Here is a 21,921-nt window from a genome sequence, read left to right on the forward strand (position 1 = left end):
ATATCTGGCGTTGACTTTTGGCACGCTGTTGAGTTCTCAAGGAACGGACGCTTCCTTCGAGCCGCCTTCCAGCAGGCCCTCCGGGCTTCGTTCTTCCGTGTTTCCAGCTTACCAGACGTTTTCCGCTCCGTTTTCCGGAGTTTCATTCGTCCGATTCCCGCTGGCGGGATTTCCTGCGACTTCGTTCCTAAGCCTATCAAGGCTTTCGGAGTGTTCAGTCCGCGGGATTTGCTTCGTCGGAGGGCGCGCATTTCGTGAAACGCGCTCGCCTCGATTCGGCGGTGTCGTAGACACTAACGCCCGGGGCCGACCGTTGTCCAGTCAGTCCCAACCGTTCAAACCTACTAGCCCACCCTCACCACGTCAATGGTTTGACCGGGGTGAGAGGAAGACTAGCAGGTCAGGGGCCTGTCGATCACATCGGCTCAGGCGGCGACGGGCTGGAGGTCCGCCCGGTCGGACTCGTCCAGATCGCCGAACTCCCCGGCCTCGGCGGCCCGGCGGCCCAGCACCAGGGCGTAGAGGAGGAAAGCCGCCTCCGCGAGCACACCGATGGAGATGCGGGCCCAGGTCGGCAGGCCGGACGGGGTCACGAAGGCTTCGAGGACGCCGGAGACCGCCAGGACCGTCGCCAGACCGATCGACATGCCGATGATCGAGCGGCCCTGTTCCGCCAGCGCCACCGACCGGGTGCGCGGACCGGGGTCGATGACGGTCCAGCCGAGGCGCAGGCCGAGGCCGCCGGCCACGAACACCGCGGTCAGCTCCAGCAGGCCGTGCGGGATGAGCAGGCCGAGGAAGACGTCGAGGCGCCCGGCGGAGGCCATCAGCCCGACGCCGATGCCGAGGTTGAGCACGTTGGTCCACATCACGTAGAGCACCGGGATGCCCAGCGCGATCCCGAACAGCAGGCACTGCACGGCGATCCAGGCGTTGTTCGTCCACACCTGTGCGGCGAAGGAACTGGCCGGCCGGTCCGAGTAGTACGACTCGTACTGCCCACCGGGGCGGGTCAGCTCCTGGAGGTGCTCGGGCGCGATCAGGCTGTTGCGGACCTCGGGATGGCTGGCCATCCACCACGCGAGCAGTGCGGTGGCGGCCATCGAGACGACCGCCACCGGGATCCACCAGCGGCGCGCCCGGTAGAGCGCGGCCGGGAAGCTCACCGTGTAGTAGCGGGCGACGTCCTGCCAGCCGTTGGTCCGGGCGCCGGTCACCGCGCTGCGGGCGCGGGAGACCAGGCCGGTCAGCCGACTCACCAGGGCCGGATCCGGCGCGGCGGCCTGGACCTTGGCGAGGTGTCCGGTGGCGCGCTGGTAGAGGGTGACCAGTTCGTCGGCCTCCTCCCCGCTGAGCCGGCGCCGACGGGCGAGGGCGTCCAGTCGGGCCCACTCCCCCTGGTGGGTGGCGACGAAGACGTCCAGGTCCATTTCGGCGGCTCCCTGATCGGCGGCGGGCGCGGACGTGCGTGCGCGGGCGGGTCGGTCCGGGCAGGCGGGTGCCGGCGGACACGTGCGGCCCAGCATGCCAGCAGGGGCCGTCGCCCCGGCCGTCGGGATCTCACTTCCCGTGCGCCCGCCGGGCCCCGTATGTTTGCGGCTGCGGATCAGACGGCGGGGAGCGGGTCACGGGGAGCCGATCCGGGGTGGTTCCCTCCCCCCGGCACCGCCGCCCTCCCCGGGGCCGGATCTCCATGCGCGAGCCGTACGGGCTCCAAGAACGTGAACGGACGGGTGTCTTGAGCAACCTGGTGACGGGTGAGGCGGTCGTCCTCGGCCTCCAGACGGCGAAGCTTCCGAGCCGGGCCCTGGCGATCGTGATCGACCTGCTGGTGGAGTTCGCCGCCCTGCTGGTGTTCACGCTGGCGCTGAGCATCGCCCTGATCGGTCTGGACGGCGCGGCGCTGGCCGCCACGATGATCGGCCTGACCGTCTTCTTCCTGGTGGCCGTCCCCGTGATGGTCGAGACCCTCACCCGCGGCCGCTCGCTCGGCAAGGCCGCGCTCGGCCTGCGGGTGGTGCGCACCGACGGTGGGCCGGTGCGGTTCCGGCACTCGCTGGTGCGCGGGCTGGTCGGCTTCTTCGAGATGATCGTGCTGACCGGTGCCCCGGCGGTGATCACGTCGGCGGTGCACTCGGACGGCAAGCGGCTGGGCGACATCTTCGCCGGGACGGTGGTCGTCCGCGAGCGCACCCCGGGCGCGGGCGGCTCCGCCTCCCCGCTGCCGCCGGTGCACCCGCACCTCCTGCAGGCGATGGGCCACGAGCTGGTCGCGATGGACCTGTCCGCCGTGCCGGAGCCGCTCTGGCTCGCCATCCGGCAACTGCTCGGCCGGATCCGCCAGTTGGACCCGGCGGTGATGCTCCGGATGTCCACCCGGCTGGCCGAGGACCTGTCCGACCGGATCGGCCACCCGATCGCCCCGGGGCTGCACCCGGCGGCGTACCTGGGCGCGGTGCTCACCGAGCGCCAACGGCGGGAGTGGACGCGGGCCCAGGAGCAGCTGTGGACGGGCAGGGCCGCCTTCACCCCGCCGGCCGCCGCCCAGGTGCCCGCTCCCCGCCCGGCCTCCGGTCCGTTCCCCGCGCCGGTTCCGACGGGCCCGGTCGGCGGACGGCCCGCCCGGGTCCTCGGCCTGCCGGCGCAGCAGCCCGCGCCCGTGGCTCCGGCCCCGCCCGCCGCACCACCGGTGCCCGCCCAGCCCGCCGTCCCCGCCGCACCGCCGGCTCCGTCCTTCGACAAGCCCGCCGCGGACACCGGCTTCGCCCCGCCCGCCTGAACCGGTCCGCCCCGGACCGGGTGGTACGCCCGAGCCGGACCGCTCCGGCCGTACGGCCCGCTACTCCTCCTCCGCCCCCACCCGCCAGGCGTTCGGCGCCGACTCCAGCTCCTCCAGCTCGATCCCCTCCGCCGCCAGCACCACGTCGCCCGCCAGGTGCACGACCTGCTGCTCGCCCGTCTCCAGGTCCGCCACCTGGTAGCGCTCCACCAGCAGCGGCCCCTCGTCCGTCTCGTGGGTGTCGACGCCCTCCAGCAGCCATCCCTGGTCGAGGGTGCGCGGCGCCAGCACCGGCTCGGTGAACGCCACCAGCCGCACCCGCGCGCTCGCCCCCTCCCGCAGCCGCAGCAGCCGGGCGGTGGCGACCAGGAAGCCCGGCGAGCGGCCGGTGAAGGCGTGCGCCCGGTCGTGGCCCTCCGTCGCGTGCTCGCCGCCGGGGTCGGCGGCGTCGGTACGGACCCAGGCCACCCCGTCCACCGCCCCGCCGCGCACCTGCCAGCCGCCGGCCCGCAGTTCCATCCGCAGCGGCCGGGCGCGCGAGTCCAGCGTGAGGTCGGTGCTGCCGAGCACCCGGCCGTCCGGCGCGTAGGTCTTGGAGACGTACCGCCACCCGGCCGCGCCGGGGGCGCAGCTGAAGCGTTCCTCCCCGAGCAGCAGGTGGTCGTGGCTGTCGTGGAGCGAGTACCGGCCGTTGGGCATGCCGGAAAGCCTACGTGCGCGTCCGCGTGCAACCTTCCGCCCGGTGCCCGCATTAGAGCGGCGGACGGCGCGACAAGGCGCCGCCGCCCCGCCGACGCCGACGGCCGGCGCCCCCGGAGGAAGGGCGCCGGCCGTCGGACCGTCAGGCGATGCGGTCAGTAGCGGTACTGCTCCGCCTTGTACGGGCCCTCGACCGGAACGCCGATGTAGTCGGCCTGCTCCTGGGTCAGGGTGGTCAGCTTCACGCCCAGCGCGTCGAGGTGCAGGCGGGCGACCTTCTCGTCCAGGTGCTTCGGCAGCACGTAGACGCCGATCGGGTACTGCTCGGTCTTCGTGAACAGCTCGATCTGGGCGATCGTCTGGTTGGCGAAGGAGTTGGACATCACGAAGGACGGGTGGCCGGTCGCGTTGCCCAGGTTCAGCAGGCGGCCCTCGGACAGCATGATGATGGTGTGGCCGTCCGCGAAGCGCCACTCGTGGACCTGCGGCTTGACCTCGGTCTTCACGATGCCCGGCAGCTTCGACAGGCCCGCGATGTCGATCTCGTTGTCGAAGTGGCCGATGTTGCCGACGATCGCCTGGTGCTTCATCTTCTCCATGTGCGAGGCGAGGATGATGTCCTTGTTGCCCGTGGTGGTGATGAAGATGTCGGCGATCGAGACGACCTCCTCCAGGGTGGTGACCTGGTAGCCGTCCATCGCGGCCTGGAGCGCGCAGATCGGGTCGATCTCGGTGATGATCACGCGGGCGCCCTGGCCGCGCAGCGACTCGGCGCAGCCCTTGCCCACGTCGCCGTAGCCGGCGACGACGGCGACCTTGCCGCCGATCAGGACGTCGGTGGCGCGGTTGATGCCGTCGATCAGCGAGTGGCGGCAGCCGTACTTGTTGTCGAACTTCGACTTGGTGACGGCGTCGTTGACGTTGATGGCCGGGAACAGCAGCTTGCCGTCACGGTGCATCTCGTACAGGCGGTGGACACCGGTGGTGGTCTCCTCGGTCACGCCCTTGATCGTGGCGGCGACCTCGGTCCACTTGTTCGGGGTGTCCTTGAGGGTGCGGTTGAGCAGCTCCAGGATGATCCGGAACTCGTCGTTGTCCGCGGTGGACGGGTCCGGCGCGGCACCGGCCTTCTCGAACTCGACGCCCTTGTGGATCAGCAGGGTGGCGTCGCCGCCGTCGTCCAGGATCATGTTCGGGGTCTTGCCGTCAGGCCAGGTCAGGGCCTGCTCGGTGCACCACCAGTACTCCTCCAGGGTCTCGCCCTTCCAGGCGAAGACCGGCACGCCCTGCGGGTTCTCCGGGGTGCCCTCCGGGCCGACGGCGATGGCCGCGGCCGCGTGGTCCTGGGTGGAGAAGATGTTGCAGGAGCACCAGCGGACCTCGGCACCGAGCGCCGTCAGGGTCTCGATCAGGACGGCGGTCTGCACGGTCATGTGCAGCGAGCCGGTGATCCGGGCGCCGGCCAGCGGCTGCGCCTCGGCGTACTCGGCGCGGATCGCCATCAGACCGGGCATCTCGTGCTCGGCCAGCTGGATCTCCTTGCGGCCGAACGGCGCCAGGGAAAGGTCGGCGACCTTGAAGTCACCGGTGATGTCGGTCGACATGCGTCTGCTCCTCGCTGAGGGGGGTGGGGCCATAGGTCCGGGCGTGCGTCGCGCGCGTCAGGCCGTACGGGTGCACGGCCACGCCGGAAGGGCCGGGTCCGTGGTGGTGGACCGGCTTCCGTTGCGCAGCACAAACCGTCGGAGGACCTCTCTCCCTCGACCGGCGCACACCCCACGGGTGCCGACCGCCGATCGACCGCCATCAGCAGCGACGTTCTGGCTCTGGTGACGAATCTACACCGACGGCCCTGCCGGTCGTCCGCCGATGACCGATTTCGGCCCCCGCCCCGACCCGCTCCCGGGCCCGGCCGCGGACCGGGGTCAGTGCGCCCCGCCCGGGCCGGGACCGCCCGGCGTGGCGGCCGGGTCGTCGCCCGCCGCGGCCTTCTCGGCGCTGTAGACGTCGGGCTCCAGGTAGATCGCCCGGGCGATCGGGACGGCCGCGCGGACCCGCTCCTCGGCGGCGTCGATCGCCTCCGCCACCCGGGCCGCGCTGTCCTCCGCGTTGACGGCCACCTTGGCGGCGACCAGCAGCTCCTCCGGGCCGAGGTGCAGGGTGCGCATGTGGATCACCCGGGTGACCGTCTCACCGTCCACCAGCGCCTCGCGGATCCGGTGCACCGACTCCTTGTCGGCCGACTCGCCGAGCAGCAGCGACTTGGTCTCCAGGGCGAGCACCACGGCGATCGCCACCAGCAGCACGCCGATGCACAAGGTGCCGACGCCGTCCCAGACACCGTCCCCGGTGATCACGGTGAGCCCGACGCCGAACAGCGCGAGCACCAGGCCGATCAGCGCGCCGGTGTCCTCCAGCAGCACCACCGGCAGCTCCGGCGCCTTGGCGGTGCGGATGAACTGCACCCAGCCCTGTCGGCCCTTGGCCTTGCTGGACTCCCGCATCGCGGTCAGGAAGGACCAGCCCTCCATGGCGATGGCGAAGACCAGCACGCCGACGGCCCAGCCCCAGGCGTCCAGCGTCTCCGGGTGGCTGATCTTGTGCCAGCCTTCGTAGACCGCGAACAGGCCACCGACGCTGAACAGCACGATGGCCACCAGGAAGCCGTACACGTAGCGCTCGCGGCCGTACCCGAAGGGGTGCTCCTCGTCGGCCGCCCGGCGCGCCCGCTTGCCGCCGACCAGCAGCAGCACCTGGTTGCCGGAGTCGGCCACCGAGTGCACGCCCTCGGCCAGCATCGAGGAGGAGCCGGTGAAGCCGAAGGCGGTGAACTTGGCCGCCGCGATCGCCAGGTTCGCGGACAGCGCCGCGATCAGTGCCTTGGTGCCGCCTTCGGTACTCATGCCTTCGCAATCCTCACGGGTCGATCTGCTCGACGGGGCGATCTGCTCGTCGAGCGCTTACCGTACCGGCCGGGGGGCTCCGACCGGCCGACGTCTCAGGACTGCGCGGCGGCGAGCCCCAGGTAGACGGCGGCGAAGTCGGTCAGCGCGACCAGGTCGGCCAGCGCGTGCAGCGCGTCCGGCCGGGCGCTCGCGTACTCGGTCAGCCGGACGTCGTGCGCGGCGGCCAGCCGGTGCGCCCTGGTCACCCCGAAGCCGCGCGGCCCGGGGTCGTCCTCCGGCACCTCGGCCGGGCCGTCCTGCCCGTCCTGCCCGTCCTCCGCCGTACCGGCCGCGCCCGGGGCGTGCCGCAGCAGCAGCACCTGGAGGTGCAGCGGGTCCGGCTCCTCGACGCGGTCGCGGAAGAAGTCGTCCGGGTCGGCGCCCCCGCCCAACTGCCCGGTGAACATGCCCCGGTGGGCGGTGAGCACCTGCGGCAGCGGCCCGGCCAGCGCCGGGCGGCCGGCCCGGTCGGCCAGCTGGGCGGCGAACCGGGCGACGGCCGCCCCGGCGATCGGGCCCTCGGCCCACAGCAGCGGGACCGTCCCGGCCAGCCGGGCGGCCAGGCCCTTCGCCGGGTTGGTGTACGCGGCGGCGTCCGGGCGGCAGCGCACGGCGGTGGCGTCCAGCAGGTCGGCGACGGCCGGCAGCGCGTCGTACGGGAGCTGGGTGAGTCCGATCTTCTGGGCGAGCGCCAGCAGCGGGGTGAGGTGGGACCAGAGCGCCGCCGGGTCCTCGGGCGGCAGGTCCGGCTCGGCGGCCGGGACGGGGGCGAGGTCCTCCGGCGCCACCGAGGCCACGAACGGCAGCGGCAGCGCGCGCACCTGCAGCGCGGCCTCGGCCAGCGCGCTGCCGGGCGGGGCGGTGACGACGATCGCGCAGCCGCGCGCGTACGCCTGCTCGGCGAGGCCGACCAGGCCCTGCTCGCCGCCGTCGGCGGAGCTGATCACCAGCAGGTCCAGCGGGCCCGCCCAGCCGGGCAGCTGCCAGCCGAGCCCGGCGGTGAGGGCGGGCGGGGCGCCGGCCCGGTCGGCGCGCGGGGCGGCCGCCTCGGTCGGCGGCAGCGGGGTGACCAGGGAGGCCGTACCGGCCAGCGCGGACAGCATCTCGGCGGCGGTCAGCGCGCTGCCGTGCCCGGCGACCAGGACGGCGCGCGGGCGGCCGTCCGGACGCAGCCGGTCCAGGCCGGCCGCCTCGGCCTGCCGCAGCGCGGTGCGGACCCGCGCGCCGGCGCCGGCCAGGGCCAGCAGGGCGCGGTCGCGGTCGGCGCGCCGGAGGGCGGCCGGATCGTCGAGCAGGGTGTCGTCGAGCATGCGGCAAACCTCCGGCTGCGGTCCTGGGCGCGCGTTCCGTTGCGCGCCGGGCGGTCGGGACGGGGCGGCCGGCCCCCCGCGGGTGCGGGGAAGCCTTTCGCGACCTGCGGTGGAACGTCGAAGTCGGGGCTTCGCCCCCAGGATCAGGCCGGGCGGCGGGCCTCGTCCACCAGGAGGACCGGAATGCCCTCGCGGACCGGGTACGCGAGGCCGCAGTCCGTACCGGTGCAGACCAGCTCGGGCTGCTCCTCGGTGCCGCCCTCGACGAGCGTGGCCCGGCACTGCGGGCAGAGCAGGATCTCCAGCAGGAAGGATTCGAGCTTCATGGGGCTCTCCAGGGTTCGTGGGTGGCACGGAGGTGCCCCGGCCGTTAGGAAACCCTACCGGCCGGGGCACCGGGGCCCGTGATCAGGCGCGGGCCCCGGTCGCGGTGCTCGGGCGCGGGGTCAGCCGCGGACGACGGCGAGCACGCCGTCGCGCAGCTCGGCCATCCTGGCCGGGTCCTTGGCCTCGACGTTCAGGCGCAGCAGCGGCTCGGTGTTGGAGGCGCGCAGGTTGAACCACCAGTCCGGGCCGGCCACGGTCAGGCCGTCCAGCTCGTCCACCGTGACGCCCTCCGCGCCCGCGTAGGCGGCGCGGACGGCGGCGGTGCTGGCGGCCTGGTCGGCCACGGTGCTGTTGATCTCGCCGGAGGCGGCGTAGCGGTCGTACTCCGCGGTGAGCTCGGACAGCGTGCCCGGCTGCCCGCCGAGCGCGGCCAGCACGTGCAGCGCGGCCAGCATGCCGGTGTCGGCGCGCCAGAAGTCGCGGAAGTAGTAGTGCGCGGAGTGCTCGCCGCCGAAGACGGCGTCGGTCTCGGCCATCTCCTGCTTGATGAAGGAGTGGCCGACCCGGGTGCGCACCGGCTTGGCGCCGAGCTCGCGGACCACCTCGGGGACGGTCCAGGAGGTGATCAGGTTGTGGATGATCGTCGGCTCGGCCTCGCCGGCGGCCCGGGCGCGGGCGATCTCGCGGGCGGCGACCAGGGCGGTGATCGCGGACGGGGAGACCGGCTCGCCGCGCTCGTCCACGACGAAGCAGCGGTCGGCGTCGCCGTCGAAGGCCAGGCCCAGGTCGGCGCCGACCTCGCGGACCTTGGCCTGGAGGTCGACCAGGTTCTTCGGGTCGAGCGGGTTGGCCTCGTGGTTCGGGAAGGTGCCGTCCAGCTCGAAGTACATCGGGACGAGCTCGATCGGCAGGCCGTCGAAGACGGTCGGCACGGTGTGGCCGCCCATGCCGTTGCCGGCGTCCACGGCGACCTTCAGCGGACGGATCGCGGTGAGGTCGACCAGGCCCAGCAGGTGGTCGGCGTAGCCGCGCAGGGTGTCCTGGGCGGAGAGCGAGCCCGGCTCCACGTCCTTGACCGGGACGGTGACGGTGTCGTCCTCGGCGGTCCAGGACTCGACCAGCTCGCGGATCTCGGACAGGCCGGTGTCCTGGCCGACCGGGGCGGCGCCGGCCCGGCACAGCTTGATGCCGTTGTACTGGGCCGGGTTGTGGCTGGCGGTGAACATCGCGCCGGGCAGGTCGAGGCTGCCGCTGGCGTAGTACAGCTGGTCGGTGGAGCACAGCCCGATCTGCACCACGTCGGCGCCGTAGGACGCGGCGCCCTCGGCGAAGGCCACGCTCAGCGACGGGGAGGAGGGCCGCATGTCGTGCCCGACCACGATCGCGGTCGCGCCGGTGACCTGCACGAACGCGGCGCCGAAGGCCCGGGACAGGCTCTCGTCCCACTGGTCCGGGACGACGCCCCGGACGTCGTACGCCTTCACGAGCTGCTTGAGGTCGCGCACTGCGGCTCCACCCTGGTCTTAGGACTGATCACGGAACGTCTGGGCCACCGCGCGTCCGGCAGACGGGCGCGGTGACGGTAGACGGGCAGCGTACCCGGGCCGGACGAACGCCCCGTGCCGGGTGAGTCCTCAGTTGTCGGGCGAGCGCAGGACCCGGAGGTGGCCGCGGCGGCCGCCCTCGGTGGACTCGCCCTCGGGGGCGCGGCCCTGACGGGGGGTCTGCGGGCGGGCGGCCTCGCGCACGGCGTTGGCCAGTGCCTCCAGGTCGTCGCTGCTGCGGCGCAGCGGCCCGGCCTCGGCGGCGAGCCGGACGACCTCCCAGCCGCGCGGGGCGGTGAGGCGCTCGGCGTGCTCGGCGCACAGGTCGTAGCAGTGCGGCTCGGCGTAGGTGGCGAGCGGCCCGAGGACGGCGGTGGAGTCCGCGTAGACGTACGTCAGCGTCGCGACGGCCGGCCGGCCGCACGCGGTCCGCGAACAACGACGTACAGAGCTCACGAGGGTGGACGGTACCGCACTCCCCGCCGGGGAGCGAAGACCGCCTGCCCGGAGGGGGTGCCGTGTCGCCGTCCGGGCGCCGGGGGCGTGTATCCGCCGCCCCGTGCGATTCCCCGTCGGAGTGGTCCACTTCCGACCGTCCAAGGACTACCCTCGGCAGTGATATGGACAGCTCCGCACCGCAGTCATCGACAGGCCCAGCGCGCCGCCCCCGGCACCGCGACCGGCACGGCAGGGGCCTGCGCGGCCCGCTGGCGCCGCCCCAGGTGCCGATCTCGCTCACCCGCTCCGAACTGTTCGACGACTACGTGCGCGAGTCGGTGGAGCGTCTCGAACGGCGTTGGCCGCAGCTGATCGAGGTGGAGTTCGCCGTCCAGGAGGTGCCGCTGCACGAGCCGGACGGCGCCGACGCCGACGACGGCGTGCCGCTGGGGCGGGTCTCGCCGGGCCAGCAGGGGCGCAAGAGCCAGATCGTGGTGTACCGGCGGCCGGTGGAGATCCGGGCGAAGACCCGGGAGGACCGCGCGGCGCTGGTGCACGAGATCCTGATCGAGCAGGTCGCCGAGCTGCTGGGGCTGTCCCCGGACGCCATCGACCCGCGCTACGACGAGGACTGAGCCCGACGGGGCGGCACCCGGAGGTGCCGCCCCGTCGGCCGCTCAGCGCAGCACGACGCCCGGGTCCTGGCCGGCCTGCGGGACCTTGACGGTGCTGCGGTCGTCGCGCAGCGCCTGGACGGTGAACATCGGCACGTCCTTGGCCGGCAGCGACAGCATCCGGGCCGCCGTCACCGGGCCGCCTGAGACGGTCTCCACGGTGAGCGCGAAGACGCCGTTCAGCCCGGCGGGCTCGGGTGCCGGGAGGGCGACCGTGCCGCCGGCCGGGAGCTGGACCTCCTTGGTGGCCGGGGTGCCGCCGCCGCTGCCGGCCGAGGCGGTGACCCGGACGGTGGCGGCCTCGCCGCTGGAGGTCAGGTAGAGCGTGGAGGCGCCGGCCCGGTTGTCGGCGACGGTGGCGCGGGCGCCGACCGGGTTGCTGCCGGCCAGCCAGGCCGCGTCGCTCTTGCCGTTGGCCGCCGCCCGGTCGATCCGCAGCCCGGCCACCACCGGGGTGCGGTGCTTGTCGTCGCTGGGCGACAGCCGCAGCCCGGCGACCTCGTCCCGGGTGACCTTGCCGAGGTCGACGGCGGCCACCATGCCCGCCTTGACGTGGATCGACTCGTTGCCGGCCGGGCTGAACCAGCCGTTCTTGCCGGACAGTTGGACCTTCAGGTCGGCGTCGTCCTCCGGCGGCGCCCAGACCACCAGGCGGGCGGAGGCGGTGTCGGCGGGCAGGCCGGGCAGCACCTGGACGGGTGCCGGGTCGGCCGAGGCCGGGATCCAGTCGGCGCCCTTGCCGGCGTCGGCGGCGTGCAGCGCGGCACCGACCCGTCCGGAGCGCACCACCACGTGCACCGCGAGGTCGGCGACGGCGCCCTTGCTGAGGGTGGACAGCAGGACGGCCTGGGAGCTGCCGGGCGAGACGGTGATGCCGTTCGCGGCGTCGTTGTCGATCAGGCCCTTGTCGCCGTACAGCTTGATGTCCACCACCGCGGCGGAGGACTCGGGGTTGACCAGGCTGACGTAGTCGACCCGGTCGCCGGCGGTGCTGGCCCCGGCGAACCAGAAGCTCGTCCCGGCCGGGGTGCAGGTCAGGCCGGACAGGCCCAGGCCGCGCTGCTCGGTGACCACCGTGGTCTGGGTGACGGTGAAGCCGGGGGCGAGGGCGCCGGTGGCGACGGCCCCGGTGCCGGGCGCGGTGTCGCCGTTGGCGGCCGGGCCGGTGGCGGGGGTGCCGGGCTTGGGCACGGTCAGCCGGGCGTCGGCGGGCGCCGCGTTCTTGTCCTGGACCGGGGCGCTCGGGGCGGCCGAACCGGTCGGCGCCGGGGCGGCGGGCGGAGCCGGGGCCGCCGGCGCGGCGGTCGGCTGGGCGGCGGGCACGGCGGGCGCGGCCGCGTCGGAGAGCCAGCCGGCCCCGCCGGTGGCGGAGCCCGTCCCGGGCGGGGTGTAGGCGGTGAGCGTGGTCGAGCCGGTCAGGCCCTGGACCGGCTGGGGGCAGACCGCCGACGTTCGCTCTACCTGCGCGGTGGTCGGGGCGGCGCCGGTGGCCGCCTTGGCCGGGACGGCCGGCGCGCGCAGCTGGGCGATGCCGAACACCGCCGCGAGCACCACGGCCGCGGCGAGCAGGGACTGGGTGGTCCTGGCCGCGCCGCCGGCCCCGGACCCTCCGCCGAACGGGCCGCGACCGGAGCGGGCGGCCTCGGCCGGGCCGGACGGCTCCGCCGCGAAGGCGGGCCCGGTCGGCTCGGCGGCGCCGGACTTCTTCCTGAATGCGGGCTTCTTCATCGCGGGTCAGCTCCCCGATCCGTGCTGGTGCGGGTACCGGCCGGGGCCGTTGGGGTCGTTCGGGTCGTAGTAGGGCTCGCCCTGCCGGCCGGGCTCCCAGGGCTGCTGCTCCGGCTGCCGGCTGCCGTCGTACCCGTGGGCGTCGTAGCCGTACGGCTGCTGCTCGGCGGGCTGGTACGGCTGCTCGTAGCCCTGCTGCCGGTGCGCGTCGTAGCCCTGGCCGTCGTACCCCTGGCCGCCGTACGGCGCGGCGACCGGCTGCTGGGCCGCGTACTGGTCGTAGCTGTACGGGTCGGCCTGCTGGTACGCCTGGTACGGGTCGGCGTACTGCTCGGCGTCCTGGACGGCGGCGGCCGCCTGGACGGCCCCGGTCACCGGCTCGCCGGTCGGCTGCGCCGGGATCGCGCCCGGGCGGTCGTACACCCCGGACTCGTCGGCACCGCCCTCGGTGCCCTCGGCACCCTCGCCGCGCTCGGCCATCCGGCGGGCCCGGCGGCTGCCGGGGGCGGGGGCCTGCGCCTGGGCGGCGGCGGCCAGCGCGGCGGCGGCGACCACCTCCTCGGGCAGGTCGTCGTCCTTGTGGCTGCGGCGGCCGGGCAGGGCCAGCACCAGGATGGTGAGGCCGAGCAGCACCTGGGCCCAGATCCAGCCGGTGTGGGCGGCGCCGCCCTCCCGGGTGACGCTCAGCTTCCCGCCGGCGGCCGGGAGCTTGAAGCCCTGCGCCCAGCCGTCGACCGTGGTGGGCTCCAGCGCGGTGCCGTCCACGGCGGCCTTCCACTCCGGGGCGGCGGACTCGGCGAGCCTCAGCACCCGGCCGTCCGGACCGGCCGGGACGGTGGCGGACAGGTCGCGGGCCCCGGACGGGACGACCACCGGGTTGGCGCCCGGGGCGGTGATCACCGCGCGGACCGCGGGGGTGCCGTTGACCTGCCAGAGCGCGGCGGCGCCGTCCTGGTTGGCCTTGACCAGGCCGGGGGTGGTGTCCAGGACGTCCTTGAAGACGTCGATCACCGGTTGCTGGACCAGCACGTAGGCGATGCCGTAGCCGGCCAGGGCGCTAGCCTGGTCGGCGCCGGAGCCGGCCAGCAGGCTGCCGACCATCTTGTTCAGGCCGTCCTGGGTGCCGGTCGCCGGGTCGACGGTGGACTCGGCCTGGCCGAGCGTCAGACCGGCGCCGCGCAGCACTGTGTAGCGGACCGCACCGCCGCCCGGCTCCCCGGTGACGACCAGGGTGCGGGCCCGGTCGGTGGTGCCGGCCTCCTCGGCGATGAACGCCGGGACCTGGTCCGACTGGCCGCGGTGCAGCGGACCGCCGGCGCCGGTCAGCGCCCACCACAGGCCGGTGCCCAGCGGGGCCAGCACGGCCGCGGCCACCACCAGGGCGGCCACCGGCTGGCGCCAGCCGAAGGCGATCCCGGCCACGCGGGCGTTGGCGCCGTCGGCGCCGATCGCGGCGGCGGCCAGCAGGGCGAGCCCGGCGATCAGGGTGGCCGGGCCGGCCCAGGCGGGCACCGCCGGGCCGCCGGAGGCCGGGGTGACGGAGGTGCCCGCCACCACGACCGAGAAGACCAGTCCGGCGCCGGCCGCGCCCCATGCCGCGAGCACCGCGCGGCGGCGGTCGGCGCGCAGCAGCGCGGCCAGTGCGGCCAGCACGACGCCGGCCGAGAGCCAGATCGGCGGCACCCCGGCGCCGCCCGGGTTGACCAGCAGCAGGCCGGCCGCGCTCGCGCCCGCGCCGTGCAGTCCGGGCAGTCCGGCCTCCAGCAGCAGCCACTGCGGGTGCGACAGCACCGTGAGCGACCACGGTGCCAGCACCGCGACCGGCACCGCCAGGATCACCAGGACGCGCAGGCCGAGCAGCCGCAGCGCGCTGCCGCCGGAGCCGAAGGCGCCGCCGCGCAGCACCGCGACGACCAGCATCGCCAGGCAGAGCGGCACCGCGAGCGCCCACGTTATCGGGACGAAGGCGGTGGCCAGGGTGAGCAGCAGGACGGTCATCCAGACCGGGCGCCAGCCCGGGCGGGCGCCCTGGGCCGCGCTCTCCGCGCGGATGCCGAGGCCGGCCGCGATGGCGGCGGCGCGGGCCAGCGGCGGCAGCAGCACGGCGAGCACGGCGGTGCCGATCCGGCCCTGGGCGAGCGCGCCGGTCGCCGCGGGCAGCAGCGCGTAGGCGGCGCTGGCCCAGGCGCGGACCATCTTGGAGTCCAGCAGCGGCCGGGACACCAGGTAGGCGCTGACCGCGGACAGCGGGACGGCGAGCACCACGATCAGGGTGAGCGCGAGGTCGGCGTGGTCGAACAGCAGCCAGGAGAGCACCGCGAGCACGCCGAGGTACGGCGGTGCGGCGGCGGTGGAGCCGGTGCCGACCGGGTGCCAGGCGTCGGCGTACATCGACCAGAGGCCGCCGGCGCCGTCGGCCGCGGGCAGCAGGGCGCCGCCGAACAGCCCGCCGCCGCCGAGCAGGCCGCGACAGGCGACCAGCGCGAACACCAGCAGGGCGGCGAACAGCACCGGCGCCGGGCGCCGGGCGAGCTTCTTGAGCAGCGCGAACTGCTCGACGACCAGGTCCTCGGCGTCCTCGTCGCCGCCGGCCTCGGCCGAGCCGTGCCGGCCGCCGGTGTCGTCGCCGCCCCCTATCCCGAGCGAGCCGACCACGCCCTCGATCGCCAGCCGGGTGGTGGCGCCGGGGGCCGGGAAGAGCGTGCGGTCGTCCAGGGCGTCCGCCGCCCGGGACCGGGCGCGGCGCTTGCGCGCGGCCAGCAGCCTCGGGAAGCGGACGAGTTCGTGGCCGAGGCCGGCGAGTTCGTCGAACGCCTGGCGCGGGTCCTTGCCGAGCAGGTTGGTGACGGCCCGCACCAGGGTGCCGAGCACCAGTCGCAGCAGGACGTAGGGGAAGAGCACGCCCTTGCAGTTGGCGAGCAGGGTGTAGACGGCGCCGGCCTTGTCCACCCGGTGCGGGTGGGAGGGGCCGCAGTCGATCGCGCGGCGCTCGCGGGCGGACGCCTCGGCGTGCCGCAGCACGGCGTCGGGGGCGACCACCACCCGGTGGCCGGCGGCGTTGACCCGCCAGCAGAAGTCGGTGTCGTCCCGCATCAGCGGGAGGGCCCTGTCGAAGCCGCCGAGCTCCTCGAAGACGTCCCGGCGCACCAGCATTCCGGCGCTGGAGACGGCGAGCACCGGACGGACCTGGTCGTGCTGCCCCTGGTCCTGCTCGCGGCGGTCGAGGCCGGTCCAGCGGCGGCCGGAGCGGGCGATGGTGACGCCGACCTCCAGGAGCTGGCGGCGGTCGTACCAGCTGCGCAGCTTGGGGCCGACCACGGCGGCGCTGGGGGTGGAGTCGGCGACCTGGAGCAGTCGGCGCAGCGCGTCGGTCTGCGGTTCGCAGTCGTCGTGCAGCAGCCAGAGCCACTCGACCGGCCGGGTCTCGCGCGGGCCGCCGCGGCCGAGGTCGTCCTCCTGGGCGAGCGGGTCGCCGAAGTCGTCCCAGCCGCCGGTGACCGGGTCGTAGCCGGAGGGGTCGAGCCGGTACGGCAGGTCCTCCGCGCGCAGCGGCGCGCTGCCCGACACGGCCTCGGCGACGGCGGTGCCGAAGCCGGCCCGGCGGCCGAGGACCAGCGGGCCGCTGTCGGGCAGCCAGTCGGCGAGGGTGTCGGCGAGCAGTTGCGGGGAGTTGTCGGTGGATCCGGTGTCCACGGCGAGGATCCGCTGGACCTGGCGGTCCTGACCGAGGAGGCCGGCCAGGGCCTGCGGGAGCCAGCGGGCGCCGTCGTGCGAGACGACCACGGCGGTGACCAGGTGGCGCGGGTAGGCGGGCGGCCGGGAAGCGGTGTAGCCGCTCTGGTGGCTGTAGACGGTCATCGAGTGCGCGGGCCCCAGTTCTCGGTGGACACAGCCGGTGAACGGCAACCGGATGGCGCACCACACTAACGGCTCCGGGTGGCCGGTTCGTCCGGGGTGTGCGTGCGGAGACGGTGAAGGGGGCCCGGGGAACACGAAAGCGCCCCACCGTCGCGGTGAGGCGCCCGTACAGCTGTGCGGCTGTCCGTCGTTGTCGGTTGGTCAGCGGGGGGCAGGGGCCGCCCGGTCAGACCGCGCTCTTCTTGAGCCGACGGCGCTCGCGCTCGGACAGGCCTCCCCAGATGCCGAAGCGCTCGTCATTGGCGAGCGCGTACTCCAGGCATTCCGAACGGACCTCGCAGGCGAGGCAGACCTTCTTGGCCTCGCGGGTGGAGCCGCCCTTCTCGGGGAAGAAGGACTCGGGGTCGGTCTGGGCGCACAACGCGCGCTCCTGCCAACCGAGTTCCTCCTCGTCCTCCGCGATGCCGTCCCCGATCAACAGCTCAAAGAGCTCGCTCATGTGGCGCGCCTCCTCTGCCCCTACTTGGCGTCCCCGTGGTTGCCGTTGCCTCGTGCGGCTGACGACACGAGTGAAATTACAGTTGCGTCACTCTGGCCCAGTCAAGCCGAGCTCTGGTATTGGGGCCGGGATTCACTCCCTGGCACCAAGCCGTTACGAATAGTGTACATATCCGGACACATCGGACCTTCTGCCTCAAGGTCCTGAACAGTGCCGAACCATCCGCAACCATTCACCAGGTGACGCACGGTCACCGCCACAGGCCGGTCATCGGCCTGCCTTCCCGGCGATCTTCCCATCGAAACATAGAGAGTGATGAATCACCCCATCAGGGCAAGATCCGGACTTAACCCACCCGAATGCCGCATCCTGCGGTTTGACACCGCCCCCGCGGATGCGGTCTCCTTGCCTCTATGTCAGAGTTCGCCAGCCCCCGGAGCGGTTCCGCCCTCCGCCGTGCCGTGAACTTCTGTTGTCGCCTCTGTTCCTGCTGTATCTAGGCGCCCGCGTCCCACCGCGCGCCGCCCCCAGGAAGCACAGAGGCCGCCCGCGACTCCCGTCCCAGGACATCCCGGATCCGGCCGATCCCGACGAACCCGGCCGACTCCTCCGAGGACGACTCCCGTGCGCATGATCCGCATCCGCGAGCGGAACCGCGACCGCAACAAGCTCGCCCGCCGTGGCCCCGCCACCGCCCGTACCGCCCCCGCCCGCACCGGAACCACCGCCGACGCCCGGACCGCCCGGTGGGCCGACGGCCTCAGCGACGTCTCCATCGCGGGCGACCCGCTCGCCTTCCCGCACCTGGCCCGCACCGACCTGCCCGCCCACCCCACCACCGTCGCCGGGTACGCCCGGCTGGTGCGCGAGATCGCCGCCGACCGCGACCGCTGGGAGCCGCTGGTCCGCTACGACGCGCTGACCCGCTGGTACGCCCGGCTGGAGACCGGCCCCGGCTACGAGGTCTGGCTGCTCAGCTGGCTGCCCGGCCAGTCCAGCGGCTTCCACGACCACGGCGAGTCCTCCGGCGTGATGAGCGTCGTCCGGGGCGAGCTGATCGAGCGCTCCCTCACCCTCCCCCAGCCTTCGGCCGGGGGGACCCCCATCGGCTCCGGGGCCCGGGTGCTGCGGCCCGGCGGGCAGCGGGTGTTCTCCTCCGGCTACCTGCACGAGGTCGTCAACGGCGCCCTCGAACCCGCCGTGTCCATCCACCTCTACGCCCCCGGCCTGACCGAGATGAACCAGTACGGCGCCCCCGCCGTCCCCGAGCAGCACCCGGAGCAGCACCCCGGGCGGCAGGCGCAGGCCGGGTCGCACTGACCACCGGCTGACGGGCAGTCCGACCGTGGCAGGATGAGCCCCATGCGCATCGTGGCACTGGCAGGCGGAATCGGCGGAGCGCGCTTCCTGCGCGGACTCCGGGCGGCGGTCGGACCGCAGGACGAGATCACCGTCATCGGCAACACCGGTGACGACATCCACCTCTACGGCCTCAAGGTCTGCCCCGACCTCGACACCGTGATGTACACCCTCGGCGGCGGCATCCACGAGGAGCAGGGGTGGGGCCGGACCGACGAGACCTGGTCCATCAAGGCGGAGATGAAGGAGTACGGCGTCGGCCCCGAGTGGTTCGGGCTCGGCGACCGGGACTTCGCCACCCACCTGGTGCGCAGCCAGATGCTCACCGCCGGGTACAGCCTCAGCCAGGTCACCGAGGCGCTGTGCGTGCGCTGGAAGCCGGGCGTGCGGCTGCTGCCGATGAGCGACGACCGGGTCGAGACCCACGTGCGGATCACCGACGAGCAGGGCAGCCGGGCGATCCACTTCCAGGAGTACTGGGTCAGGCTGCACGCCGCCGTGGACGCCGAGGCGATCGTCCCGGTCGGCGCGGACACCGCCAAGCCCGCGCCGGGCGTGCTGGAGGCGATCGCCGAGGCGGACGTCATCCTGTTCCCGCCGTCCAACCCGGTGGTCTCGATCGGCACCATCCTCGCCGTCCCCGGCATCCGGGAGGCGGTCGCCGCCGCGCCCGCTCCGGTGGTCGGGCTCTCCCCGATCATCGGCGGGGCGCCGGTGCGCGGCATGGCCGACAAGGTGCTCGCCGCCGTCGGCGTCGAGGCAACGGCCGAGGCGGTCGCGCTGAACTACGGCCCGGAACTGATCGACGGCTGGCTGGTGGACACCGTCGACGAGGCCTCGGTGGCCGCCGTCGAGGCCGCCGGGATCGCCTGCCGGGCCGTCCCGCTGCTGATGACCGACGTCGAGGCCACCGCCGAGATGGCGCGTACGGCGCTGGCGCTGGCGGAGCAGGTGCGGAAGTGACGCTGGAGGTCATCGGCGTCGACGGGCTGCCCGAGGTCACGGCCGGGGCGGACCTCGGCGAACTCGTCGCCAAGGCGGGGGCGTACCGGGACGGCGACATCCTGCTGGTCACCTCGAAGATCGTCAGCAAGGCCGAGGGCCGGCTGCTGCACGCCGCCGACCGCGAGGCCGCGATCGACGCCGAGACCGTCCGGCTGGTCGCCCGGCGCGGACCGATCCGGATCGTGGAGAACCGCAACGGCTTCGTCATGGCCGCCGCCGGGGTCGACGCCTCCAACACCGCCCCCGGCACCGTGCTGCTGCTGCCCGAGGACCCGGACGCCTCCGCCCGGGCACTGCGGGCCCGGCTCCAGCAGCTCACCGGCGTCCGGCTCGCCGTCGTCGTCACCGACACCTTCGGGCGGCCCTGGCGCAACGGGCTGACCGACGTGGCGATCGGCGCCGCCGGCCTCTCCGTCCTGGAGGACCACCGGGGCCGCACCGACAGCCACGGCAACGCGCTGGAGATGACGGTCACCGCGACCGCCGACGAACTCGCCGCCGCCGCCGACCTGGTCAAGGGCAAGGCCACCGGCGTCCCGGTGGCGGTCGTGCGCGGACTCGGCCACCTGGTCACCGCCGAGGACGGCGAGGGCGTGCGGCCGCTGGTCCGGCCCTCGGTGGACGACATGTTCCGGCTCGGCACCTCGGAGGCGCTGCGGCAGGCCGTCACCCTGCGGCGCACCGTCCGCTCCTTCACCGCCGAGCCGGTCGACCCGGCCGCCGTCCGGCGCGCCGTCGCCGCCGCCGTCACCGCGCCCGCCCCGCACCACACCACGCCGTGGCGGTTCGTGCTGCTGGAGTCCGCGGACACCCGGGTGCGGCTGCTCGACGCGATGCTCGCCGCCTGGCAGCGCGACCTGCGCGAACTCGACGGCTGGGACGAGGCGAGGATCGCCCGGCGCACCGCCCGCGGCAACGTCCTGCGGGACGCCCCGTACCTGGTGGTGCCCTGCCTGGTGATGGACGGCTCGCACGACTACCCGGACCCGCGCCGGGCCGCCGCCGAACGGGAGATGTTCACCGTCGCCGCCGGCGCCGCCGTGCAGAACCTGCTGGTCGCGCTCACCGGCGAGGGCTACGGCTCCGCCTGGGTCTCGTCCACCATGTTCTGCCGCGACACGGTGCGGGAGGTGCTCGACCTCCCGGCGGGCTGGGACCCGATGGGGGCCGTCGCGGTGGGCCGGCCCGCGGAGCCGGCGAAGGCTCGGCCGGAGCGGGGGGCCGAGGCGTTCGTCGTGGTGCGGTAGGGATCAGAGGCCGCGGTAGATGTCCCGGCGGTTGCCGACGTGGACGACGAGGATCAGCAGCTCATCGCCGCGGATCTGGTAGACCACGCGGAAGTCGCCCACGCGGAGCCGGTAGAGGCCGTCGTTGCCGGTCAGCTTCTTGACGTCGGGTCCCATGGCGAACGGGTCGTCCCCCAGCGCGGTGAGTGCCGTGAGGATGCGCATCGCCTCGAGCCGGCCGATCGCGCGCAGCTGGCGTCGGGCGTGGGAGGTGAATCCGAAGGCGTACTTCACGCGGCGCTCCCGGCGGAGTCCGTCGGCGGGCCGAACAGGTCCACCAGCAGCTCGGCCATGGTGACGGTCGGCTCGTCCAGGTGCTTCCGCGCCTCACGGGCCAGGAGTTCGTCCTCTGCCTCCTCTATGGCGTCGAGGATCTCGATCGGCACGACCGCTCCGACGCGCTCGCCCTTGCGCGTGATCACGGTGATCTCGCCGGCCTCGGCCCGGCTGACGACCTCGGCGAGGTGGGCGCGGGCTTCACGGATGCTCAGTGCGTCAGTCATGCCTCGAGCGTACACACTGATGTGTACACCGCGCGGGGGTTCGCGGTCAGCGGTGGCGGTGGTCGTTGGGGGTCAGGCGGGGGCCGTAGCGGGGGGCGTGGGTGCCGGTGGCCAGGAGGAGGCGGCAGACGCGGTGGCGTTGGGGGCGGTAGGGCTCCAGCAGGGCGAGCATCTGGGCGTCGTCGCTGCGGGGGCGGCCGGCCAGGGCCCAGCCGACGAGGTTGGGGAGGTGGAAGTCCCCGACCGAGACCGCGTCCGCGTCGCCGTTGCTGCGCTGCAGGGTCTCGGCGGCCGTCCAGACCCCGATGCCCGGAACGGCGGTGAGGCGGGCGAAGGACTCCTCGTGGCCCATCGCCGAGGCCTCCTCCAGCCTCGGCGCCAGCCGGACGGCGCGCATGACCGTCGCGGAGCGCTTCGGGTCCACGCCCGCCCGGTGCCACTCCCAGCTCGGCACCAGCGCCCACTCGCGGGCGGACGGCGCCACCCGCATGCCCTCGGCCGGGCCCGGTGCCGGGGTGCCGAAGTCCCGCAGCAGGGTGCGCCAGGCGCGGTAGGCCTCGTCGGTGGTGACCTTCTGCTCCAGGATCGCCGGGACCAGCGACTCCAGCACCAGCCCCGTCCTGGCCAGCCGGACCCCGGCGGTACGGCGCTGGGCGTCCCGCAGCGGGCCGGGCGGCAGCACCAGCGACTCCGGGGCGTCCTGGGCGCCGAGCAGGGTGGGAAGGCGGTCGAGGAGCCAGTCCGCGCCCGGGCCCCAGGCGCTCGCCTCGACCTCGCCGGCGGCCGGACGCGGCAGCACCCGCAGGGTGCCGATGCCGGCCGGGGTGCGGGAGGCCCGCCAGACGGCGCCGTCCCCGGTGCTGCGGTAGGCCGGGTCGGCCGGGCCGCGGCGCAGCGGGAGCAGGGTGCGGGCGACGTCGAGCGGGAAGCCCGGACGCCAGCGCCGTACTGCTTCCACTGCCGTCGC

General features: G+C 74.4%; 19 protein-coding genes. 5 read left to right on the forward strand and 14 right to left on the reverse strand.

From position 1 onward, the window contains the following. Positions 1-425: 425 nt before the first annotated feature. Entirely contained in the window at positions 426-1,430 is a 1,005-nt protein-coding gene (locus ACIQI7_RS37765; RefSeq protein WP_401119077.1) for a stage II sporulation protein M, read from the reverse strand. Between the two features lie 308 nt (positions 1,431-1,738). On the opposite strand from ACIQI7_RS37765, the gene ACIQI7_RS37770 reads away from it, so the two are divergent. After that, complete coding sequence (locus ACIQI7_RS37770; protein ID WP_401119080.1) at positions 1,739-2,779, forward strand: RDD family protein; 1,041 nt, start codon at positions 1,739-1,741, stop codon at positions 2,777-2,779. A gap of 60 nt (positions 2,780-2,839) precedes the next feature. Here ACIQI7_RS37770 and ACIQI7_RS37775 read toward each other — a convergent pair whose 3' ends face one another. From ACIQI7_RS37775 to ACIQI7_RS37805, 7 genes are all read right to left on the reverse strand, one after another. Then, positions 2,840-3,478, reverse strand: coding sequence for a hypothetical protein (locus ACIQI7_RS37775; RefSeq protein ID WP_387760718.1), 639 nt, complete (start codon positions 3,476-3,478; stop codon positions 2,840-2,842). A 155-nt stretch (positions 3,479-3,633) separates the two neighbouring features. Further along, positions 3,634-5,082, reverse strand: coding sequence for an adenosylhomocysteinase (ahcY, locus tag ACIQI7_RS37780; protein WP_387760717.1), 1,449 nt, complete (start codon positions 5,080-5,082; stop codon positions 3,634-3,636). Positions 5,083-5,403: 321 nt separating this feature from the next. After that, the gene (locus ACIQI7_RS37785) at positions 5,404-6,381 is read right to left on the reverse strand and encodes a cation diffusion facilitator family transporter (protein WP_401119085.1); all 978 of its coding nucleotides are present in this window, start codon (positions 6,379-6,381) and stop codon (positions 5,404-5,406) included. 95 nt (positions 6,382-6,476) lie between these two features. Continuing rightward, entirely contained in the window at positions 6,477-7,733 is a 1,257-nt protein-coding gene (locus ACIQI7_RS37790) for an SIS domain-containing protein (RefSeq protein WP_401119087.1), read from the reverse strand. Between the two features lie 143 nt (positions 7,734-7,876). Then, positions 7,877-8,059: a Trm112 family protein gene (locus tag ACIQI7_RS37795; protein ID WP_387760714.1), complete on the reverse strand. Its 183-nt coding sequence runs from the start codon at positions 8,057-8,059 to the stop codon at positions 7,877-7,879. 120 nt (positions 8,060-8,179) lie between these two features. After that, positions 8,180-9,565 carry a phosphomannomutase/phosphoglucomutase gene (locus ACIQI7_RS37800; protein ID WP_401119091.1) on the reverse strand — a complete coding sequence of 462 codons (1,386 nt, stop codon included), beginning with the start codon at positions 9,563-9,565 and terminating at the stop codon, positions 8,180-8,182. A 129-nt stretch (positions 9,566-9,694) separates the two neighbouring features. After that, positions 9,695-10,060, reverse strand: coding sequence for a DUF3499 domain-containing protein (locus ACIQI7_RS37805; RefSeq protein ID WP_280686050.1), 366 nt, complete (start codon positions 10,058-10,060; stop codon positions 9,695-9,697). 164 nt (positions 10,061-10,224) lie between these two features. Here ACIQI7_RS37805 and ACIQI7_RS37810 point away from each other — a divergent pair, with 164 nt between their 5' ends. Then, entirely contained in the window at positions 10,225-10,677 is a 453-nt protein-coding gene (locus ACIQI7_RS37810) for a metallopeptidase family protein (protein ID WP_401119094.1), read from the forward strand. Positions 10,678-10,719: 42 nt separating this feature from the next. Here ACIQI7_RS37810 and ACIQI7_RS37815 read toward each other — a convergent pair whose 3' ends face one another. The 3 genes from ACIQI7_RS37815 to ACIQI7_RS37825 all read right to left on the reverse strand — a co-directional run bounded on the left by ACIQI7_RS37815 (position 10,720) and on the right by ACIQI7_RS37825 (position 16,801). Beyond that, positions 10,720-12,444 (reverse strand): DUF5719 family protein, encoded by a 1,725-nt coding sequence (locus tag ACIQI7_RS37815; protein ID WP_401119096.1) that lies wholly within the window; start codon positions 12,442-12,444, stop codon positions 10,720-10,722. A 6-nt stretch (positions 12,445-12,450) separates the two neighbouring features. Then, positions 12,451-16,302 (reverse strand): glycosyltransferase, encoded by a 3,852-nt coding sequence (locus tag ACIQI7_RS37820; protein WP_401119099.1) that lies wholly within the window; start codon positions 16,300-16,302, stop codon positions 12,451-12,453. A 226-nt stretch (positions 16,303-16,528) separates the two neighbouring features. Next, entirely contained in the window at positions 16,529-16,801 is a 273-nt protein-coding gene (locus tag ACIQI7_RS37825) for a WhiB family transcriptional regulator (RefSeq protein ID WP_030062195.1), read from the reverse strand. Between the two features lie 624 nt (positions 16,802-17,425). Between ACIQI7_RS37825 and ACIQI7_RS37830 the strand changes: the two genes are divergently transcribed. Genes ACIQI7_RS37830 through ACIQI7_RS37840 form a run of 3 tightly spaced genes read left to right on the forward strand, consistent with a single transcriptional unit; the run spans position 17,426 to position 20,412 of the window. Next, positions 17,426-18,121 (forward strand): cysteine dioxygenase, encoded by a 696-nt coding sequence (locus ACIQI7_RS37830; RefSeq protein WP_401119102.1) that lies wholly within the window; start codon positions 17,426-17,428, stop codon positions 18,119-18,121. A gap of 42 nt (positions 18,122-18,163) precedes the next feature. Beyond that, complete coding sequence (cofD, locus tag ACIQI7_RS37835) at positions 18,164-19,123, forward strand: 2-phospho-L-lactate transferase (RefSeq protein WP_401119105.1); 960 nt, start codon at positions 18,164-18,166, stop codon at positions 19,121-19,123. After that, positions 19,120-20,412 carry a coenzyme F420-0:L-glutamate ligase gene (locus ACIQI7_RS37840; protein WP_401119108.1) on the forward strand — a complete coding sequence of 431 codons (1,293 nt, stop codon included), beginning with the start codon at positions 19,120-19,122 and terminating at the stop codon, positions 20,410-20,412. Before cofD ends, ACIQI7_RS37840 begins: the two co-directional genes overlap by 4 nt. Positions 20,413-20,415: 3 nt before the next feature. Here the strand turns inward: ACIQI7_RS37840 and ACIQI7_RS37845 are convergent, their stop codons facing one another. From ACIQI7_RS37845 to ACIQI7_RS37855, 3 genes are read right to left on the reverse strand one after another with little or no spacing between them, the layout of a single operon-like run. Beyond that, positions 20,416-20,685 carry a type II toxin-antitoxin system RelE/ParE family toxin gene (locus ACIQI7_RS37845; protein WP_401119111.1) on the reverse strand — a complete coding sequence of 90 codons (270 nt, stop codon included), beginning with the start codon at positions 20,683-20,685 and terminating at the stop codon, positions 20,416-20,418. Further along, the gene (locus ACIQI7_RS37850; protein ID WP_387760706.1) at positions 20,682-20,954 is read right to left on the reverse strand and encodes a type II toxin-antitoxin system Phd/YefM family antitoxin; all 273 of its coding nucleotides are present in this window, start codon (positions 20,952-20,954) and stop codon (positions 20,682-20,684) included. Before ACIQI7_RS37850 ends, ACIQI7_RS37845 begins: the two co-directional genes overlap by 4 nt. A 46-nt stretch (positions 20,955-21,000) precedes the next feature. After that, positions 21,001-21,912, reverse strand: coding sequence for a DNA-3-methyladenine glycosylase family protein (locus tag ACIQI7_RS37855; RefSeq protein WP_401119114.1), 912 nt, complete (start codon positions 21,910-21,912; stop codon positions 21,001-21,003). Between the last annotated feature and the right edge of the window lie 9 nt (positions 21,913-21,921).

The sequence above is a fragment of the Kitasatospora sp. NPDC092039 genome, from assembly GCF_044756065.1.
Classification (GTDB): Bacteria; Actinomycetota; Actinomycetes; order Streptomycetales; family Streptomycetaceae; genus Kitasatospora.

Excerpts from the sequence above, each read along its gene's own strand:
- ACIQI7_RS37850 (WP_387760706.1), bottom strand. The coding sequence starts at position 20,954 with ATGACTGACGCACTGAGCATCCGTGAAGCCCGCGCCCACCTCGCCGAG.
- ACIQI7_RS37820 (WP_401119099.1), bottom strand. The coding sequence starts at position 16,302 with ATGACCGTCTACAGCCACCAGAGCGGCTACACCGCTTCCCGGCCGCCC.
- ACIQI7_RS37810 (WP_401119094.1), top strand. The coding sequence starts at position 10,225 with ATGGACAGCTCCGCACCGCAGTCATCGACAGGCCCAGCGCGCCGCCCC.
- cofD (WP_401119105.1), top strand. The coding sequence starts at position 18,164 with ATGCGCATCGTGGCACTGGCAGGCGGAATCGGCGGAGCGCGCTTCCTG.
- ACIQI7_RS37765 (WP_401119077.1), bottom strand. The coding sequence starts at position 1,430 with ATGGACCTGGACGTCTTCGTCGCCACCCACCAGGGGGAGTGGGCCCGA.
- ACIQI7_RS37795 (WP_387760714.1), bottom strand. The coding sequence starts at position 8,059 with ATGAAGCTCGAATCCTTCCTGCTGGAGATCCTGCTCTGCCCGCAGTGC.
- ahcY (WP_387760717.1), bottom strand. The coding sequence starts at position 5,082 with ATGTCGACCGACATCACCGGTGACTTCAAGGTCGCCGACCTTTCCCTG.
- ACIQI7_RS37815 (WP_401119096.1), bottom strand. The coding sequence starts at position 12,444 with ATGAAGAAGCCCGCATTCAGGAAGAAGTCCGGCGCCGCCGAGCCGACC.
- ACIQI7_RS37775 (WP_387760718.1), bottom strand. The coding sequence starts at position 3,478 with ATGCCCAACGGCCGGTACTCGCTCCACGACAGCCACGACCACCTGCTG.
- ACIQI7_RS37785 (WP_401119085.1), bottom strand. The coding sequence starts at position 6,381 with ATGAGTACCGAAGGCGGCACCAAGGCACTGATCGCGGCGCTGTCCGCG.
- ACIQI7_RS37790 (WP_401119087.1), bottom strand. The coding sequence starts at position 7,733 with ATGCTCGACGACACCCTGCTCGACGATCCGGCCGCCCTCCGGCGCGCC.
- ACIQI7_RS37825 (WP_030062195.1), bottom strand. The coding sequence starts at position 16,801 with ATGAGCGAGCTCTTTGAGCTGTTGATCGGGGACGGCATCGCGGAGGAC.